The sequence below is a fragment of the Bacillus sp. JJ722 genome (assembly GCF_036963345.1).
In the GTDB taxonomy this organism is placed as follows: domain Bacteria; phylum Bacillota; class Bacilli; order Bacillales; family DSM-1321; genus Bacillus_AD.
On the sequence record NZ_JBALMO010000023.1, the window covers coordinates 1 to 18,469 of the forward strand.

Annotated in this window: 15 protein-coding genes and 1 other annotated feature; of the genes, 13 read left to right on the top strand and 2 right to left on the bottom strand. The window is 36.5% G+C overall.

Going from position 1 to position 18,469, the window contains the following annotated elements:
- Positions 1-224: 224 nt before the first annotated feature.
- Positions 225-776: a cysteine hydrolase family protein gene (locus V7014_RS03800; protein ID WP_335504340.1), complete on the bottom strand. Its 552-nt coding sequence runs from the start codon at positions 774-776 to the stop codon at positions 225-227.
- A 224-nt stretch (positions 777-1,000) separates the two neighbouring features.
- On the opposite strand from V7014_RS03800, the gene trpB reads away from it, so the two are divergent.
- The 3 genes from trpB (at position 1,001) to V7014_RS03815 (ending at position 3,829) form a co-directional block, all read left to right on the top strand.
- On the top strand, positions 1,001-2,167 hold the full coding sequence (trpB, locus tag V7014_RS03805) for a tryptophan synthase subunit beta (protein WP_335504341.1): 1,167 nt from the start codon (positions 1,001-1,003) through the stop codon (positions 2,165-2,167).
- 442 nt (positions 2,168-2,609) lie between these two features.
- Positions 2,610-2,810 (top strand): cold-shock protein, encoded by a 201-nt coding sequence (locus V7014_RS03810; RefSeq protein WP_335504343.1) that lies wholly within the window; start codon positions 2,610-2,612, stop codon positions 2,808-2,810.
- A 134-nt stretch (positions 2,811-2,944) separates the two neighbouring features.
- Positions 2,945-3,829, top strand: coding sequence for a LysR family transcriptional regulator (locus tag V7014_RS03815; RefSeq protein ID WP_335504345.1), 885 nt, complete (start codon positions 2,945-2,947; stop codon positions 3,827-3,829).
- Positions 3,830-3,874: 45 nt separating this feature from the next.
- Here V7014_RS03815 and V7014_RS03820 read toward each other — a convergent pair whose 3' ends face one another.
- Positions 3,875-4,828 (bottom strand): bile acid:sodium symporter family protein, encoded by a 954-nt coding sequence (locus V7014_RS03820; protein ID WP_335504347.1) that lies wholly within the window; start codon positions 4,826-4,828, stop codon positions 3,875-3,877.
- A gap of 261 nt (positions 4,829-5,089) precedes the next feature.
- Positions 5,090-5,328: a binding site (T-box leader), on the top strand.
- Between the two features lie 124 nt (positions 5,329-5,452).
- Between V7014_RS03820 and ilvB the strand changes: the two genes are divergently transcribed.
- The 10 genes from ilvB to clpX all read left to right on the top strand — a co-directional run bounded on the left by ilvB (position 5,453) and on the right by clpX (position 18,432).
- Positions 5,453-7,174 carry an acetolactate synthase large subunit gene (gene ilvB, locus V7014_RS03825; protein WP_438824857.1) on the top strand — a complete coding sequence of 574 codons (1,722 nt, stop codon included), beginning with the start codon at positions 5,453-5,455 and terminating at the stop codon, positions 7,172-7,174.
- Entirely contained in the window at positions 7,171-7,689 is a 519-nt protein-coding gene (ilvN, locus tag V7014_RS03830) for an acetolactate synthase small subunit (RefSeq protein WP_335504349.1), read from the top strand. Before ilvB ends, ilvN begins: the two co-directional genes overlap by 4 nt.
- Before the next feature lie 69 nt (positions 7,690-7,758).
- Positions 7,759-8,787 carry a ketol-acid reductoisomerase gene (ilvC, locus tag V7014_RS03835; protein WP_335504350.1) on the top strand — a complete coding sequence of 343 codons (1,029 nt, stop codon included), beginning with the start codon at positions 7,759-7,761 and terminating at the stop codon, positions 8,785-8,787.
- Positions 8,774-10,306, top strand: coding sequence for a 2-isopropylmalate synthase (locus tag V7014_RS03840; protein ID WP_335504352.1), 1,533 nt, complete (start codon positions 8,774-8,776; stop codon positions 10,304-10,306). The genes ilvC and V7014_RS03840 overlap by 14 nt, the downstream gene beginning before the upstream one ends.
- Positions 10,307-10,335: 29 nt before the next feature.
- Positions 10,336-11,448 (top strand): 3-isopropylmalate dehydrogenase, encoded by a 1,113-nt coding sequence (gene leuB / locus V7014_RS03845; protein ID WP_335504354.1) that lies wholly within the window; start codon positions 10,336-10,338, stop codon positions 11,446-11,448.
- Positions 11,449-11,616: 168 nt separating this feature from the next.
- On the top strand, positions 11,617-13,029 hold the full coding sequence (gene leuC, locus V7014_RS03850; protein WP_335504356.1) for a 3-isopropylmalate dehydratase large subunit: 1,413 nt from the start codon (positions 11,617-11,619) through the stop codon (positions 13,027-13,029).
- Positions 13,030-13,054: 25 nt separating this feature from the next.
- Positions 13,055-13,654 carry a 3-isopropylmalate dehydratase small subunit gene (leuD, locus tag V7014_RS03855; protein WP_335504358.1) on the top strand — a complete coding sequence of 200 codons (600 nt, stop codon included), beginning with the start codon at positions 13,055-13,057 and terminating at the stop codon, positions 13,652-13,654.
- 608 nt (positions 13,655-14,262) lie between these two features.
- Positions 14,263-15,264 carry a tetratricopeptide repeat protein gene (locus tag V7014_RS03860; RefSeq protein WP_335504360.1) on the top strand — a complete coding sequence of 334 codons (1,002 nt, stop codon included), beginning with the start codon at positions 14,263-14,265 and terminating at the stop codon, positions 15,262-15,264.
- A gap of 188 nt (positions 15,265-15,452) precedes the next feature.
- The gene (tig, locus tag V7014_RS03865) at positions 15,453-16,736 is read left to right on the top strand and encodes a trigger factor (protein ID WP_335504362.1); all 1,284 of its coding nucleotides are present in this window, start codon (positions 15,453-15,455) and stop codon (positions 16,734-16,736) included.
- Positions 16,737-17,163: 427 nt separating this feature from the next.
- On the top strand, positions 17,164-18,432 hold the full coding sequence (clpX, locus tag V7014_RS03870; RefSeq protein ID WP_335504364.1) for an ATP-dependent protease ATP-binding subunit ClpX: 1,269 nt from the start codon (positions 17,164-17,166) through the stop codon (positions 18,430-18,432).
- Positions 18,433-18,469: the final 37 nt, after the last annotated feature.

Sequence of the window (18,469 nt, forward strand, 5' to 3'; positions counted from 1 at the left end):
TAGTAATATTTATATTTATATTGTAATAGTTAACAAGCTTATGAAAATAAGGATAATCAAAATGTGATTTCTTAATATAGTATATGGGGGAATTTTGTTATTTAATTTATATTCACTGTTCGACTATTTTTTTAGTAGATAAAAAGTATATTACTGTTTGATATAAATAAAAAAAGGACTCTTCATTGAAGTGTCCTTTGTAATACCAATTATAAAAAACATCATTAAATGACAGTTGCGCCTATTGAAAGTTTGAAATGGTCCAATGCCCAATCGTGGCCCGTAGCATTAAAGCTAGCTACAGCATTTGAGTGGATAACGATTTTAAAGCCTTTATTATAAGCGTCTACTGCTGTATGTAAAATGCAAATATCAGTACAGACACCCACTAAATGTACTTCATTTATATTTCTTTCACGTAATTTGATTTCTAAATCTGTTCCAGCAAAGGCAGAATATCTTGTCTTGTCCATCCAATATATATTTTGTCTGTCTTGTAGAGCTTTTTGATAAACATGATTTAATTTACCATATAATAGACGACCTTCTGAATCCTCGATATTATGAGGAGGAAATAACTCCGTTTCAGGATGGAAAGAATCCTCTTTCTTATGCAGGTCGATAGCGAATACGACAAAATCTCCCTTATTAATGAACTCCTCGGTAATTGAAACAATACGCTCTTCAATTTCTTGCCCTGGTTTCCCGCAAGTTAATGCTCCATGATCAGCAATAAAGTCAACTGTATAATCAATATTAAGTAAAGCTTTATTCATAATTATTTACACTCCTTTTCATAGTAAGAGGATTCTTTGTTAATAAGTATATATGAAGTAAACTATTTTATTAAGATTGGTTCAACTAATAATCGGTGGGAGATGGACGCCCTCCCCACCGAATAAAGCTTCATTTTATAAATTTGAATATACTGAAAAAACTAACTATAATATCATTAGTGAGTTTAGTTTAGTGAATTTTTATTAGAGGAGACGAGATGAGAATGAGCCCTACAAGTACAGAAACTAAAGGATATTTTGGAGAATTTGGCGGAAGTTTTATTCCAGATGAACTTCAACATGTTATGAATTTACTAGAAGAGAACTTTTATCGCTATAAAGAAGACCCAGCATTTAAAGAAGAGTTTAAGTTTTACTTGAAAGAGTATGTTGGACGTGAAAATCCTTTAACATATGCAGAGAATTTAACGAAACGAGTTGGCGGAGCGAAGATTTATTTAAAACGAGAAGATTTAAACCATACGGGTGCTCACAAAATTAATAATGCAATCGGGCAGATTCTTCTGGCTAAGAGAATGGGTGCGAAGCGTATTATTGCTGAGACAGGTGCAGGACAACATGGTGTTGCGACTGCAACGGCATGTGCAATGTTTGGTATGGAATGTATTATTTATATGGGAAAACTAGATACGGAGCGTCAAGCACTAAATGTGTTCCGAATGGAACTACTAGGAGCTAAAGTAGTAGAGGTGGATAAAGGGCAAGGTCGATTAAAAGATGCCGTTGATGCGGCCTTAAATGACCTTGTAGAAAACTTTCAAAATACATTTTATCTATTGGGATCTGCTGTTGGTCCGCATCCATATCCAACAATGGTTAAACACTTTCAAGCGATAATTAGCGAAGAATCTAAGCGTCAAATTGTTGAGAAGGAAGGGAAGCTTCCAACTGCAGTTGTAGCGTGTGCTGGTGGAGGAAGTAATGCAATTGGTGCATTTGCTCATTATATTAATGAGGAAAATGTAAGGCTAATTGGTGTTGAACCGGAAGAAGCACCAACTTTATCAGAAGGTGTACCAGCAGTGTTACATGGTTTTAAGTGTTTGACTTTGTTGGATGAAAAAGGCGAACCGAAGCCGACGTTCTCAATAGCGGCAGGTTTGGATTATCCAGGCGTAGGACCTGAACATAGTTACATGAAGGTAAATGGAAGAGCCGAATATGTAACAATTGATGGTGAAGAAGCGCTAGAAGCATTCCAAGTGTTATCCAAAACGGAAGGAATTATTCCAGCACTTGAAAGCTCGCATGCAGTGGCGCACACTATTAAATTGGCGAAAGAATTATCTGAAGATGATGTGATTATAGTAAACTTATCAGGTCGTGGAGATAAGGATGTTGAGCAAGTATTCAACATGTTGAATAAGTAAATCGTATTTGTAGAGGCTGTCTCAAAAGTGATTATAAGTCACTTTTGAGACGCCTTTTTACGCTTTTTAGCCCTTCGTAGTATGTTACGGAAAATTTGTTTTGCTTGCAGAATATGTTGAAAGTGCCTATAATTGGCGCTTTTGAAAGAGATGAAATGCATGTATTTCCCTATTTCACGTAAATGTAAAAAACTAAAGCAACATTACCTTATTGGACGCCCTCTTTTAATGCTTCAAGAATAAATTTTAAGTAGAAGACAAGAGAGACTGAAAGCTTGATTTAAAAGGATTTTAATACCTTCTTGCATTTTTCTCTTGTTTCTGTTATTCTAAAGAAGAATTATTTTTGTTCGGTTTAGATTGATAAGTTTAGTAGCTCGTCTATAGATTTGAGCAAGGATAGTATTACAATGTGTGTATACCACACTAGGAGGCAACAAACATGGAACATGGTAAAGTAAAATGGTTTAATGCAGACAAAGGTTTTGGATTCATCGAGCGCGAAGGCGGAGAAGACGTATTCGTACATTTCTCAGCTATCCAAAGCGAAGGTTTCAAATCTTTAGACGAAGGTCAAAGCGTAACTTTTGAAGTAGAACAAGGTCAACGTGGACCACAAGCTACTAACGTTTCTAAAGCTTAATAATTAACTAATAAAAAGAGCAAATCCTTTTTGGGTTTGCTTTTTTTTATTGGTTATATAAGTATAAAACCCTTATTTTAGTGAAAGTAGGAAACTGTAAATTATAAATAAGTGTGAGTTGTGAGGTGAATAAAATGAAACAGCAATTGCATGTCTTCATAAAAGTAGTAGAATTAAAGAGCTTTTCTAGAGCAGCTGAAAAATTGTATATGACGCAGCCGGCAGTTAGTCAATACATACATTCGTTGGAAGAGTCAGTTGGTACGAAATTATTAGAAAGAACGAATAAGATTATATCTTTAACAAAAGCGGGGGAAATTGTATACATAAAAGGAAAAGAAATTCTGCGGTTATATGGTAAGATGCATCACCTTATAGAAGACTTGACGAATCAAGCTAAGGGTTCTATATCAATAGGGGCGAGCTATACGTTTGGAGAATATATTTTGCCACATATTATTGCAAAGATGAAAGAGAAATATCCAAATATCAAACCTAGTATATCCATTGAAAATACAAAAGAAATTATTGAATTAGTTAAAAATAATAGTTTAGATATAGGGATAATTGAGGGAGCTTGGGAAAGTCAGCGTGCACTTACGATTGAACAGTTCGCTGAAGATACGATGTATATTGTAGCATCTCCATTGACGAAAGGTTTAATTGATAAGGAAATTGTAACGGTGCAAGATTTACAAAATGAAACATGGATTATTAGAGAAAGTGGATCTGGGACGAGAGAAGCTACAGAAAAATTATTTTATAAATTAGGTATCGATCCACTGAACAAAATGCAGTTTGGAAGTACACAAGTGATTAAAGAATCAGTCGAAGCAGGTTTAGGTATTGCGTTTATTTCTCAAGCTTCTTTTCGAAAAGAGCAAGCGTTACAGACATTACACGTAGTGCAAGGAGAAGAGTATTATTTGAAAAGGCATTTTTCGTTTGTAGTGAAATCTTCCTTTCAAACGAAAGCGGTTGAAGTACTTATTGAATTATTGAAACAGTATTCTTTATAAGCCGAAACAAGGTGTTCATAAACAGCTCGTTTCGGCTTGTTGTTTTTAAGCAGCAATATGCTTTTTCGTTTGAACATGTTTGCGATTGAAATAGTTAGCTATTTGCGCACCGATGGACAAGCTAATAATTAAGTTCAAAATAGCGGGAACAGCTGCTAATCCTCCAAAAAACTCAGAAGCTAATATACCAGCTAATGCTGAATTACATAGGGAGGTTTGGAATAATGCAGCTCTTGCATCACTTTCGTCAGAAAAGACAATTCTTGCTATCCAATAGTTTGCAATCATAGGGAGAATAGCTTGCAATAGCACCGCTAAAAGAATGATAGGTAAGAGAGAAATTTCTTTTTCAATATAATATTTACCACTAGCCGTTAATGTATGGATTACGATTAATAATGAAAGCGGAGATAGTAGTTTTGTTACATTTCCAGAACGATGAGGCAATTGTGGAAATACCCTTTGTAAAGTAATGCCGGCTGCAATTGGGATGATAACGATTATTAAAAAAGATTTTAGTAAACTAATAAATGAAATTGCAATAGCCTCTGTTTCTAAGCCAATCATGGAAAGTGGTCCTATCATGGGACTAATCACAACATCAATTAGAGAAGCAGCAATCACTAATGATATATTGCCACCTGCTAAAAAGGTATATAATGTAGCGGCTGTTGCACTTGGGACAGCTCCTGTTAATATAAGGCCGGCAGCTAAATCAGTATGAGAAGAAAGCAGAAGGTGGGCAATTGCAATTGAAATCATTACTGTTATAGTCCATTTCATCAATACTGTAATAGCTAATTCTTTCTTTTTGAAACGAATCTCTTTCAATACACTTGTATTCATAGATAGTCCGGTGAAAAAAATGACCAGCCCTAGAAAATTTTTTGGAACCCATGATGGGGCGTCCCAGTATATTGGTGAAAAATAGGTCACGATTGAAACAAGCAGAATGAGTATTCCCAATTGTTTAGAAAAAAACTCAGCTAGAATTTTCATGAAATTTTCCTTTCCGAAATAAAAAATACACCTTCATTATTCAAAAAAAAATTTTTTTAATCAAGTGATACTTTAAAATATTAAAAATTATTAAAAAAAGTTCATCCGTGTAGAACCTATTAACAGCAATATTGTAAGCGGATGCACAAAACTAATAAATCTAAATTATCTAATATTTCATAAAAATCCTATTGACGGTTTAGGGAAATCAGCGTATTATAACCACAAATAAAAAATATTTTAAAAATTAAAATTAAATATGTATAAGTGTAGAAGAGGACAATTAGCTTTATGTTTTGACGTCACAGAGAGCTGGGATGGTGGAAACCAGTATGATCGACCTAAAGTGAACTCACCTCTGAGCGTCAGCTTGAAACAATTTGGATTAGAGCTGAACGGGTGTTACCAGCACTCGTTATCAAATAGAACTAGTGCGTACGCGTTTTGTACGAATAAGGGTGGTACCGTGGATTGGTTAACTATACCTCTTCACCCCTTAAGCCTGTATCAATAGAGGCATCTGTGGGTGAAGGGGTTTTTATATTTCCAAATAGTCAACCACAGATGAAGCGTGGAGAAGCAATGTGGTCATTTAACAAGATTAATTGTGGGGAGGTTGGTTGTGTGACACAGAAAACAGCGACGCCAGTGCATAAAGAAACGACAACTACAAAATCAGGAGCACAGTTTTTACTAAGTGCTTTAAAGAAGCAGAACGTTGAAGTGATGTTTGGTTATCCAGGTGGGGCAGTTTTACCAATTTATGATGAAATTTATGATGCTGGCATTAAGCATATATTAACACGTCATGAACAAGGTGCAATTCATGCTGCTGAGGGGTATGCGAGAATTACTGGAAAGCCCGGAGTCGTTATTGCGACATCAGGACCGGGGGCAACGAATATTATTACAGGGCTTGCAGATGCCTTGATTGATTCTCTGCCACTTGTTGTTATCACAGGGCAAGTAGCTACTTCAGTTATTGGATCAGATGCGTTTCAAGAAGCCGATGTTTTAGGAATTACGACTCCGATTACGAAACACAATTATCAAGTTCGTAACGCTGAAGATATACCACGTATTATTAAAGAAGCATTTTATATTGCTTCAACAGGAAGACCAGGTCCGGTTTTGATTGATATTCCTAAAGATATTGCATTAGCAAAAGCAGAAACGGATGAAGATCCAGAAATTAATTTACCTGGTTATCAACCAACGATTAAACCGAATTACTTACAAATTCGAAAACTGATTGAAGCGGTAAGTGCCGCGAAGAAACCTGTCATTCTTGCTGGAGCAGGTGTCCTGCATGCCAAAGCTTCAGTAGAATTAAGAGAATACGCAGAACAACAAAGTATTCCAGTTGTTCATACATTGTTGGGATTAGGTGGATTCCCAGCAGATCATCCTCTTTTTGTAGGTATGGCTGGAATGCATGGGGTTTATGCTGCGAATATGGCACTCTATGAATGTGATTTACTGATTAGCATTGGAGCTCGTTTTGATGATCGAGTAACAGGTAATTTAGAATCATTTGCACCATACGCTACAATTGCTCATATTGATATTGACCCTGCAGAAATTGGTAAAAACGTAGAGACGGCTATACCAGTAGTTGGCGATGCAAAAGAAACATTAATTAACTTAATCAAACAAAATGGAAAGAAATCAGAATCTTCTGAGTGGGTTGCGACGATTGATAGTTGGAAAGAACGTTATCCATTACAATATGATCGAGATAAAAAAGATGTGCTAAAACCACAAAAAGTAATTGAATTACTACATGAATTAACCGATGGAGATGCGATTGTGGTGACGGATGTAGGTCAGCATCAAATGTGGTCTGCTCAATATTATAAATTGAATAAACCGGATGCTTGGGTAACATCTGGCGGTCTAGGATCGATGGGATTCTGTGTTCCAGCTGCAATTGGAGCACAATTAGCTAATCCTTCTAAAACAGTAATCGCTGTTGTTGGAGACGGTGGTTTCCAAATGACTTCTCAAGAATTAGGTGTTATGGAAGAAATGAACTTACCAATAAAGATTGTCATTTTGAATAATAATGCACTTGGTATGGTTCGACAATGGCAGGAATTATTCCATAACGAAAGATATTCTCATAGTTTATTAACCAGTCAACCATCATTCGTAAAATTAGCTGATGCTTATGGTATTAAAGGCTACCAAGCTAAAACGAATGAAGAAGCGGAGGCTACAATACGTAAAGCGTTAGAAACACCTGAACCTGTGTTAATTGATATGAGAGTAGAAGCAATGGAAAATGTATATCCAATGGTTGCTCCAGGAAAAGGACTTCATGAGATGGAGGGATATGAAGGATGAGAGGCGTTATAACACTAACAGTTATGAACCGACCAGGTGTACTAAATCGAATCACCAACCTTTTTTCAAAACGAAATTATAATATTGAAAGCATTACAGTAGGTCATTCGGAACAAGAAGGTATTTCTCGAATGACTGTAGTGGTAAATGTAGATGATGAGAAAATTCTAGAACAAATGACAAAACAATTGAATAAGCAAATTGATGTTATTAAAGTAACTGAATTATCTAATCAATCTATGGTTGCTAGAGAGTTAGCGTTGGTTAAGGTGGTTGTTACACCGCAAAATCGCAGTGAAATCTATGCATTAGTAGAACCGTTTAGAGCTTCTGTAATAGATGTTAGTAAAGAAAGTGTTGTATTCCAAATTACAGGGGAATCAGATAAAGTTGAAGCATTTGTTGAATTAGTAAAACCATACGGTATTAAAGAATTAGCGCGTACAGGAACAACAGCTTTCCCAAGAGGTACGCAAAAGAATTCAGCTTTACCACCGAATTTTTCGATTGTGTAATTCATTGCTTAAATAGCGATGTTAAACAAATAAAACTTAAAATATGTTAATTAAAGGGAGATAACAATAATGACAACACAAATGTACTATAACAATGATGCAAACCAAGCGTATTTACAAGGAAAAACAATTGCAATCGTAGGATATGGTTCGCAAGGACATGCACATGCGCAAAACCTTCGTGATAGCGGATTTAAAGTAATCATCGGACTTCGTAAAGGTGGTTCTTGGGATAAAGCAGTAGCGGACGGTTTCGAAGTATACTCTGTTAAACAGGCTGTTGAACAAGCTGAAGTAATTCAAGTATTACTTCCAGATGAAATGCAACCTAAAGTATATAATGAAGAAATTAAACCAGGATTAACTGCAGGTAAAGCACTTATGTTTGCTCACGGTTTCAATGTTCATTTCACTCAGATCGTTCCACCTGCTGATGTAGATGTACTTTTAGTTGCACCTAAAGGTCCAGGACATCTTGTACGTAGAACATATGAACAAGGCGCAGGTGTACCAGCTCTATTCGCTATTTATCAAGATGTAACTGGTAACACAAAAGAACTTGCGCTAGCTTATGCATACGGAATCGGATCACTTCGTGCAGGTGCTCTTGAAACGACATTTAGAGAAGAAACAGAAACTGATCTATTCGGTGAGCAAGCAGTACTTTGCGGTGGTTTAAGTGCTCTTGTAAAAGCTGGTTTCGAAACATTAACAGAAGCTGGTTACAAGCCAGAACTTGCTTACTTTGAATGTTTACATGAGTTAAAACTAATTGTTGACCTTATGTATGAAGGTGGACTAGAGAACATGAGATATTCAATCTCTGACACAGCTCAATGGGGAGATTTCGTTGCAGGACCACGTGTAATTACAGATTCAGTTAAAGCAGAAATGAAAAACATTTTAACTGACATTCAAGAAGGTCGTTTCGCTAAAGGTTGGATTCTTGAAAACCAAGCTAACCGTCCTGAATTCAACTCTATTAATAGAAGAGAAAGTGAACATCCAATCGAGGTAGTAGGTCGCGAATTACGTAAAATGATGCCATTCGTACAACCACAAAAGCAGAAAGAGGTGGTGGCAGTTGCGAAAAATTAATATATTTGACACAACATTGCGAGATGGTGAACAGTCACCAGGTGTGAATTTGAATTATTCTGAGAAGCTTGAAATCGCTAAGCAACTTGAGCGACTAGGCGTTAGTGTGATAGAGGCTGGTTTTCCAGCCGCTTCACCTGGCGACGCCGCTTCAGTGAAAGAAATTGCTACTACTATTAAAGGGTCTTCTGTAACAGGCCTTTCACGTTCCGTGCAAAGCGATATGGATGCAGCGTGGGAAGCACTTAAAGTAAGTGCTGAGCCTAGGCTTCATGTATTTATTGCAACATCACCTATTCACAGAGAATACAAACTACGTATGACAAAAGAAGAAGTTGTTGAACAAGCCGTACAAAGCGTGAAATATGCGGCAGCAAAGTTCCCTGTTGTTCAATGGTCGGCTGAAGATGCTAGCAGAACCGAACTAGATTACTTAGCTCATATTGTGGAGCAAGTGATTCAAGCTGGAGCAAGAGTTATTAACATTCCAGACACCGTTGGTTATACAGTACCTTCAGAGTATGCGAATATTTTCAAATACTTAAGAGAAAACGTTCCTTCTATTGATAAGGTTACACTTTCTACTCATTGTCATGACGATTTAGGAATGGCTGTTGCTAATTCATTAGCAGCAATTGAAGCGGGAGCTACACAAGTAGAGGGTACTTTCAATGGAATTGGTGAAAGAGCAGGTAATACAGCTTTAGAGGAAGTTATTCTTGCATTGTATACAAGAAAAGATCACTACAATGCGACTACTGATATCGTATTGAATGAAATTAAGCGTACTAGTGACTTAATTAGTCGCTTAACTGGAATGATTGTTCCTGCTAATAAAGCAGTAGTTGGAAATAATGCGTATGTTCATGAATCTGGTATTCATCAAGATGGTGTGTTAAAAGAAAAATCAACTTATGAAATCATTAATCCAGAAGTGGTTGGGTTTTCAATTAACAATATGTATCTTGGTAAGCATTCAGGACGACATGCTTTCAAAACTCGCCTTGAGGAGTTAGGTCTTCAAGTATCGGAAGAAGAAATGAAGAAACTTTTCAAAATATTCAAAGAATTATCTGATAAGAAGAAAGAAATGACAGATGAGGATTTAGTAGCACTTGTTTTGGAAGAGAAATTATCTAAGGAAGATAAATTCTTTGATTTGACTTCTATCCAAATTCAATACGGTACAAACCAAGTACCGACTGCTACTGTAACCCTTTCTGGTCGCGATAATGAAGTTATCCAAGAAGCTGGTACAGGTGCAGGAAGCATTGAAGCAATTTACAATACGCTTGAGAAGTGTATAGGAGAATCGGTAAATCTATTGGATTATCGCATTCAATCTGTCGGTGCAGGTAGAGATGCGCTTGCTCAAGTCTTCGTGAAAATGAAGTATCAAGGAACAGAAACAAGCGGACGTGGGTTAGCACAGGATGTGCTAGAAGCTTCAGCTAAAGCATACTTAAATGCAGTGAATCGTGTGATTTATTTAAAGGATACGGCTGCGGTATCAATCTAAAATCATTCAAACAAGAGGAGATGTCACGTATGAATAAAGTAATTACAGTTTTGCCAGGTGACGGAATTGGAAAGGAAGTTACGAAGGGAGCTATCGAAGTTCTCGATGCGATTGCTGAAAGATACGGGCATTCTTTTCAGTTTGAATATGGTCTTATTGGCGGAACTGCTATTGATGAAACAGGATCTCCACTTCCTGATGAAACATTGGAGAAATGTAGAAGAAGCGACGCGATTCTATTAGGGTCAGTTGGTGGTCCTAAATGGGATAAAAATCCTTCTCACTTACGCCCTGAAGTAGGACTTCTAAAAATTCGTAAAGAATTAGATTTGTATGCAAATTTAAGACCTATTACGTTCTTTAAAAGTCTTGCTGAAGCGTCACCTTTAAAGCAAGAAATTATTGAAGATGTAGATCTATTAATCGTTCGGGAGTTAACAGGTGGGCTTTATTTTGGTACGCCTAGTGAAAGAACGACGAGTAATGGTAAAGAAGCAGCAGTTGATACATTATTCTATACTCGTGAAGAAATGACGAACATTATACGATTAGCTTTTGAACTAGCTAATAACCGTCGTAAAAAGGTTTCTTCTATCGACAAAGCCAACGTATTAGAAACAAGTAAACTTTGGAGAGAAGTTGTGGAAGAAGTTGCTCAAGAATTCCCTGAAGTAGAAGTAGAACACGTGCTAGTTGATAATGCAGCAATGCAATTAGTAACTAACCCAAGAAGATTCGATGTTGTTGTAACAGAGAATATGTTTGGAGATATTTTAAGTGATGAAGCATCTGTGCTTACAGGTTCTTTAGGAATGCTTCCATCTGCTAGTCTTTCACGTAAAGGTCTGAATTTATATGAGCCAATTCATGGTTCAGCACCTGATATTGCTGGTCAGAATATCGCTAATCCATTGGCTACAATTCTATCAGCAGCATCAATGCTTCGTCTTTCTTTCGGATTAGAAGAAGAAGCGAAGGCGATTGAAAAAGCCGTAAATAATATTTTGGATTTAGGCTTCCGTACAAAAGATATCTCTGCGACAGGTTCTAAAGTACTTTCAACTGATGAAATGGTAGCAGAAGTAAAAGCTTCTATTCTAGACCATGAAGCGATTTCGAATATTATGGCAGCTTATAGATAAGTAACAAACTGAGACTTTGATTGGTGGGAGTGCTTTCTTATAATTAGTGCTAAATAAATCGGTTTGTTATTGGTACCAGTTAGAACGGGATAAAAAAGACACGACGTGATTGAAAGCGCGTGTCTTTTATTACAAATTAGGGATGTAAACAAGATGAGGAGGGGAATTATGGGCAAGTCAATCATAGAGAAAATTTGGGAAAATCATATAGTAAGTAGAGAGAGTAATAAACCTGACTTATTATATATCGACATGCACTATATTCATGAGGTAACATCTCCACAAGCATTTGAAGGGATTCGTGTGAAAGACCGAAAAGTAAGACGTCCAGATAAAACATTTGCAACAATGGACCATAACGTGCCTACAGTCAATAAATATGTTATTCACGATGCAGTTGCGAAAAATCAATTAGAAGCATTAGTGAAAAATACAAAAGAATTTGGAATCCAATTAGCTGATTTAGACAGTCCAGAGCAAGGTATCGTTCATGTAATTGGACCTGAACTAGGTATTACGAAACCAGGAATGACAATTGTATGTGGTGATAGTCATACTTCTACACATGGAGCATTTGGAGCACTTGCTTTCGGTATTGGAACAAGTGAAGTGGAACATGTTTTAGCGACACAAACACTATGGCAAACAAAACCGAAAACATTAAAGCTAGAAATTACAGGTCAACTTGGACCAGGAGTAACTGCTAAGGACGTTATTCTTTATGTAATTGCTAAATTTGGTGTGAATTTCGGTACAGGTCATGTTATTGAATATTGTGGAGATGTGATTCGCAATATGTCAATGGAAGAAAGAATGACTGTATGTAATATGTCAATTGAAGGTGGAGCAAGAGCAGGTCTTGTAAGTCCTGATGAAATTACATTCACATATTTACGTGGTAGAAAATATGCGCCTAAAGCTGAAGAATTTGATTCGTATGTTGCGAAATGGAAAGCGTTAGCGAGCGATGATGATGCTACATATGATTCCGTTATAATAATAGAAGGAAAAGATATTTCTCCAATGGTTAGCTGGGGAACAAATCCGGGCATGTGCAGTGCGGTGACAGATTATGTACCTCTACTTGTTGAACAGCCAACAGAATCCAAAAAAGATGAATTAGACAGAGCATTATCTTATATGGGATTAAAAGAAGGAATGCCGATTACTGATATCGATGTTCAACATGTTTTTATCGGTTCTTGTACAAACTCTCGTATTGAAGATTTACGAGCGGCAGCAGAGGTAGTAAAAGGAAAACAAGTAAATGCAGCTGTAAGAGCGATGATTGTTCCAGGTTCTCAAAGTGTAAAAAAACAAGCTGAAGAAGAAGGATTAGCACAAATTTTTGAGAATGCAGGTTTTGAATGGCGTGAATCGGGTTGTAGTATGTGCTTGAGCATGAATCCGGATGTAGTACCTGCTGGAGAGCACTGTGCATCTACATCTAACCGAAACTTTGAAGGGCGTCAAGGTCAAGGAGCAAGAACCCATCTAGTGAGTCCAGCAATGGCGGCGGCGGCAGCGATATACGGCAAGTTTGTGGATATTCGTAATTTGCCATCAGAACAACTAGCATAACTATACTTGTGGAGGTGTGAAAAAAATGGAGCCGATTACTGTTTTTAATGGTAAAGTAGCTGTTATTAATCGAGTGAATGTGGATACGGATCAAATTATCCCAAAACAATTCTTGAAGCGTATTGAAAGAACAGGCTTTGGACAATTTTTATTTTATAATTGGCGTTTTAATGAAGATGGATCAGAAAATAAAGATTTTGAATTAAATCAATCAAAAGCGAAAGGTACTAGTATTTTAGTAGCTGGAGATAACTTTGGTTGTGGGTCGTCCCGAGAGCACGCTCCATGGTCATTATATGATTATGGCTTTAAAGTAGTTATTTCATCTTCTTTCGCAGATATTTTTCATCAAAACTGTTTAAAAAATGGTATGTTACCAATAAAAATAGCAGGAAATGAAGTAGAAGAGTTAATGACTAGAGCTGAGAATACAGACATTTATGCAATCGAGGTTGACCTTCCGAATCAAAAGGTAAAAGACAATAAAGGATTCGAGGCTTCGTTTGAAATTCATCCATACTGGAAAGAAATGCTTGTGAATGGTTGGGACGAAATTTCTATTACGCTACAATATGATGAGAAGATTAAACAATATGAGCAACAAGTGGATGCTGTAACGGTATAAGCTATGAATAAGATAGAAGTTGTTCATAATTATGAGCAACTTCTTTTTTTAAGTTTATTTAGGTATGCCCTACAATCAAAGAGTATTTCGTAATGTCCAACCTTACCAATGTCTCCTTTTTAACTAGAAGGAATACAAAGAAGTAAGCACATTCATTAAAAAGGACCGGTGACGGTTTTTCGTAGTGTCTAGCTCCAGCACTCAGCTCCTATTGTACTTCGTCATCCTCCTACGATAAGTCAACGAAGAAATGCGGAATCGGCCCGTTTAGCCCCGACAAGCATAAGACAACTCTCAGTAGGAAATCCGGTTTTGATTTCCGGAAGAGAGATGGCTTATGACCTCGAGGGGCTGGCCGATGAAGCTAGACACATCGAATCGCCTGTCAGCTCTTCGTGTTTCCTATATCTCAGTCGGAGGACTCCAGTCCATGAGGAGCTAAACGAGTACTTCCGCTTTTCGTAATGTCCAACCTTACACCTGCCATGCTCGGTCATAAGCTCATACATTAAAAAGGACCGGTGACGGTTTTTCGTTATAATTTGGTTTTGTGAACAGAAAGTGTTAAACTGGGAAAAAATAAAAGTAGATTCAAGGCGGAATGTAAGATGAAAGACCAAAAAAAGACTGCTAAAATTATTCCTTTCCCGGGGTTGGCAAACAGGCTAGTAGAGAAGGGCATGGATGCTCTAGTGAATAAAGAGTTTCGAACAGCGGCTGAACTTTTGTCGCAAGCTGTAGAAATTGAAGAAAATGATTCGAATGCTCAGTTTGGATTAGTAGTAGCGTTAGTAGAGTTGGGTAAATATCAAGATGCAAAAGTGTATTGTCATCAGTTACTTAAGAAGGGAATTGGTGACTATTTCAAGTTAATGGAAATGTACGTTATGATTTTGCTAGAACTTAACGAGTATGAAGAAATGGCTTCGACCATTAGTGCTCTATTAGATGAAAATCAAGTTCCACTTGATAAAGAAGAACAGTTCGAGAAGATGTTAGAGTTCAGCCAACGGATGGTCATAGAACAAAGCGACAACACTTTGGAAGAAGTGGTAGATGAGGCTGAAGAAAACCTCGATTTACTTTCAAAGTCAAATCAAGAACAGTTACTGATTATATCAAAGTTAAAAGATGATAATGCTAGAAAGTATTTAACTGAGATAAAAAGTTACTTGCAATCCAAAGAGGGGCATCCTTTTTTGAAAACGATGCTATTACTAATTTTGAAGGAACAAGAAGTTTTGGATGAATGTATAGTCGATAAATTTTCAAAGCGTAGGTCAATTATTCCTGCTTCATTGGAAGATATACATAATCGTCCGTTCTATGTAGGGACGGAGAAATCTTTAGAAGATGTACTGGAGCACGAAAGTCCTTCGCTATTACAATTAGCTCAACAGTTACTTGAGCGTAGTCAATTTCTATTATATCCAATGGAACCCGAGAGCGATTTCGAGAATTGGGCAGCGGCTTTTCATATTCTAGCAGAACAATATCAAGGTATCACCCCTAATGAAACAGAAATTATGGAACTATATAATGGTGAAATAATAAAATTGAAAGATGCGTTAGCAGTTCTTCAACATATAGAAGAAATTTCTTCTTTATAATATTTATGCTTAAGCTGTTGAAACACAGGTAAGCTGTGATATAATGTAATGGTTGTGAAGAGTCAGTTACCACAATTTACAATGTACAAAATAGTAAAATTGAGAGTATTTTATGTGAGTAAACAAGGATATCTCAAACAAAATTGTAGTAAAACAATTAATTTAATAGATGCTCTGGAGGGAAACATATGTCTGCAAAATGGGAAAAATTAGAAGGGAACCGTGGAGTTCTTACTGTTGAAGTAGCAGCAGATCAAGTAAACGAAGGTTTAGACGCTGCTTTCAAAAAGGTTGTAAAACAAATTAATGTACCAGGTTTCCGTAAAGGAAAAATGCCACGTCAAATGTTCGAACAACGTTTTGGCGTAGAATCATTATATCAAGATGCATTAGATTTCATTCTTCCTGAAGCTTATGCAAGTGCTGTAGCTGAAGCTGGAATCGATCCTGTTGATCGCCCAGAAATCGATGTTGAAAACATGGCTAAAGGTGAAACTCTAGTATTCAAAGCTACTGTAACTGTTAAGCCTGAAGTTAAATTAGGTGAGTACAAAGGCTTAAAAGTTGAAGCTGTAAGCGCGGAAGTAACTGAAGAAGATGTAAACAACGAATTAGCTAAAATGCAACAACGTTTTGCTGAGCTAGTTGTTAAAGAAGAAGGCGCAGCTGAAAACGGCGATACAGTAGTAATCGACTTTGAAGGCTTCGTTGACGGAGAAGCTTTCGAAGGTGGAAAAGCTGAGAACTATTCATTAGAATTAGGTTCTAACTCTTTCATTCCTGGATTTGAAGAACAAGTTGTAGGTCTTGAAGCTGGTCAAGAAAAAGATGTTGAAGTATCTTTCCCAGAAGAGTACCATGCAGCTGAACTTGCTGGTAAGCCTGCAGTATTCAAAATCAAACTTCACGAAATCAAAACGAAGCAACTTCCTGAGTTAGATGATGAGTTTGCTAAAGATGCTGATGAAGAAGTAGAAACTCTTGCAGCATTAAAAGAAAAAACTCAAAAGAACTTAGAAGAAAGCAAAAAGCATGAAGCTGAGCACGCAGTACGTGATTCAGTATTAGAACAAGCTTCTGAAAACGCTGAAATCGATGTTCCTGAGGTTATGATTGAAACTGAAGTTGATCGCATGGTTCAAGAATTTGAACAACGCTTATCAATGCAAGGTATGAACTTAGAACTTTACTTCCAATTCTCAGGTCAAGACGAAGCTGCTCTTAAAGGACAAATGAAAGAAGAAGCTGAGAAGCGTGTTCGTGTAAATCTTGTTCTTGAAGCAATCGTTAATGCTGAAAACATCGAAGTAACTGAAGAAGATGTAAATGCTGAAATCGAAAAAATGGCTGAAATGTACAACATGGAAGTTGAAAACATCAAGAAAGCTTTAGGAAGCTTAGATGGAGTTAAAGCTGACTTAGCGGTACGCAAAGCAGTTGACTTCCTAGTTGATAACAGCAAACAAGCTTAATTTTAATAAATATAATCTTTTAAACAAGGCGCGATTTGTTCGTGCCTTGTTTTGTATAATTTTTAGTATGCTTTTATAGATTCTAGAATACTTTGTTTAGTAGAGAGAAATATTATGAAATTGAATGTTTCTTTATTGATTTTTTATTATAATAAGTGTAGATTATTTTTAATACCGCTTCTATCAGTCTAAACTTTAGGAAGTTTAAGTTTGTTTTAACGTTATCGGGGAAATATACATACATAATGTAAAATAGTTATTTTTTTATTTTCTATATGAAAAAGCATTTTATTTTTTTATTTATTGGATAAAATGATACAATGCAAAACATATAGAGCTAAGTAATAGTACATATGATTTCTTCAATAATCCTTAAGGCAGTATCGTTTATACAAGACAATTCCACTACTTTAAAGGGGTGAAGCACATGTTTAAATTTAATGACGAAAAAGGACATTTGAAGTGTTCTTTTTGTGGGAAAACGCAGGAACAAGTTCGTAAGCTTGTTGCAGGACCAGGCGTTTATATTTGTGACGAGTGCATCGAGTTGTGCACGGAGATCGTTGAAGAGGAATTAGGAACAGAAGAGGAAGTTGAATTTAAAGATGTTCCGAAGCCACACGAAATTAGAGAAATTTTAGATGAATATGTAATTGGACAAAGCCAAGCGAAGAAGTCTTTGGCTGTTGCAGTATATAATCATTACAAACGAATTAACTCTAATAGCAAGATTGATGAAGTAGAATTAGCGAAGAGTAACATTGCTTTAATTGGACCAACTGGTAGCGGTAAAACACTACTTGCGCAAACGTTAGCTCGTTTATTAAATGTTCCATTTGCTATTGCGGATGCAACTTCATTAACGGAAGCTGGTTATGTTGGGGAAGATGTAGAGAATATCTTATTAAAGCTAATTCAAGCAGCAGATTATGATGTGGAAAAAGCTGAAAAAGGTATTATTTACATTGATGAAATTGATAAAGTAGCTCGTAAGTCTGAAAATCCTTCTATTACGCGTGATGTATCTGGTGAAGGTGTACAACAAGCATTGTTAAAAATCCTTGAGGGTACTGTTGCTAGTGTTCCTCCACAAGGTGGACGTAAGCATCCACACCAAGAATTCATCCAAATTGACACAACAAATATCTTGTTTATTTGTGGTGGTGCATTTGATGGAATTGAACCAATTATCAAGCGTCGTTTAGGACAAAAGGTTATCGGATTTGGTTCAGACAATAAGAATAGTGATGTTGCAGATAAGGATTTATTATCTAAGCTACTTCCAGAAGATTTATTACGCTTTGGATTAATTCCAGAGTTTGTAGGCCGTCTTCCAGTTATTGCGAACTTAGAGCAATTGGATGAAGCAGCGCTGGTTGAAATCTTAACAAAGCCGAAAAATGCTCTTGTTAAGCAATATCAGAAGATGCTTGAGCTTGATGATGTAGAACTAGAATTTGAAGAAGAAGCACTTGTTGAAATTTCTAAAAAAGCTATTGAAAGAAAAACAGGAGCTCGTGGTCTGCGTTCTATCATTGAAGGTATCATGCTTGATTTAATGTTTGATCTACCATCACGTGATGATATTCAAAAATGTATCATTACAAAAGAAACAGTAACAGATAATAAAGCACCTAAGTTAATTTTGAAAGATGGCACAATTGTCATCGGTGAAGAAACAAAAACATCTGCTTAATTAGCTTAATAAAAATGTAAAGAGATTGCATTGAAAG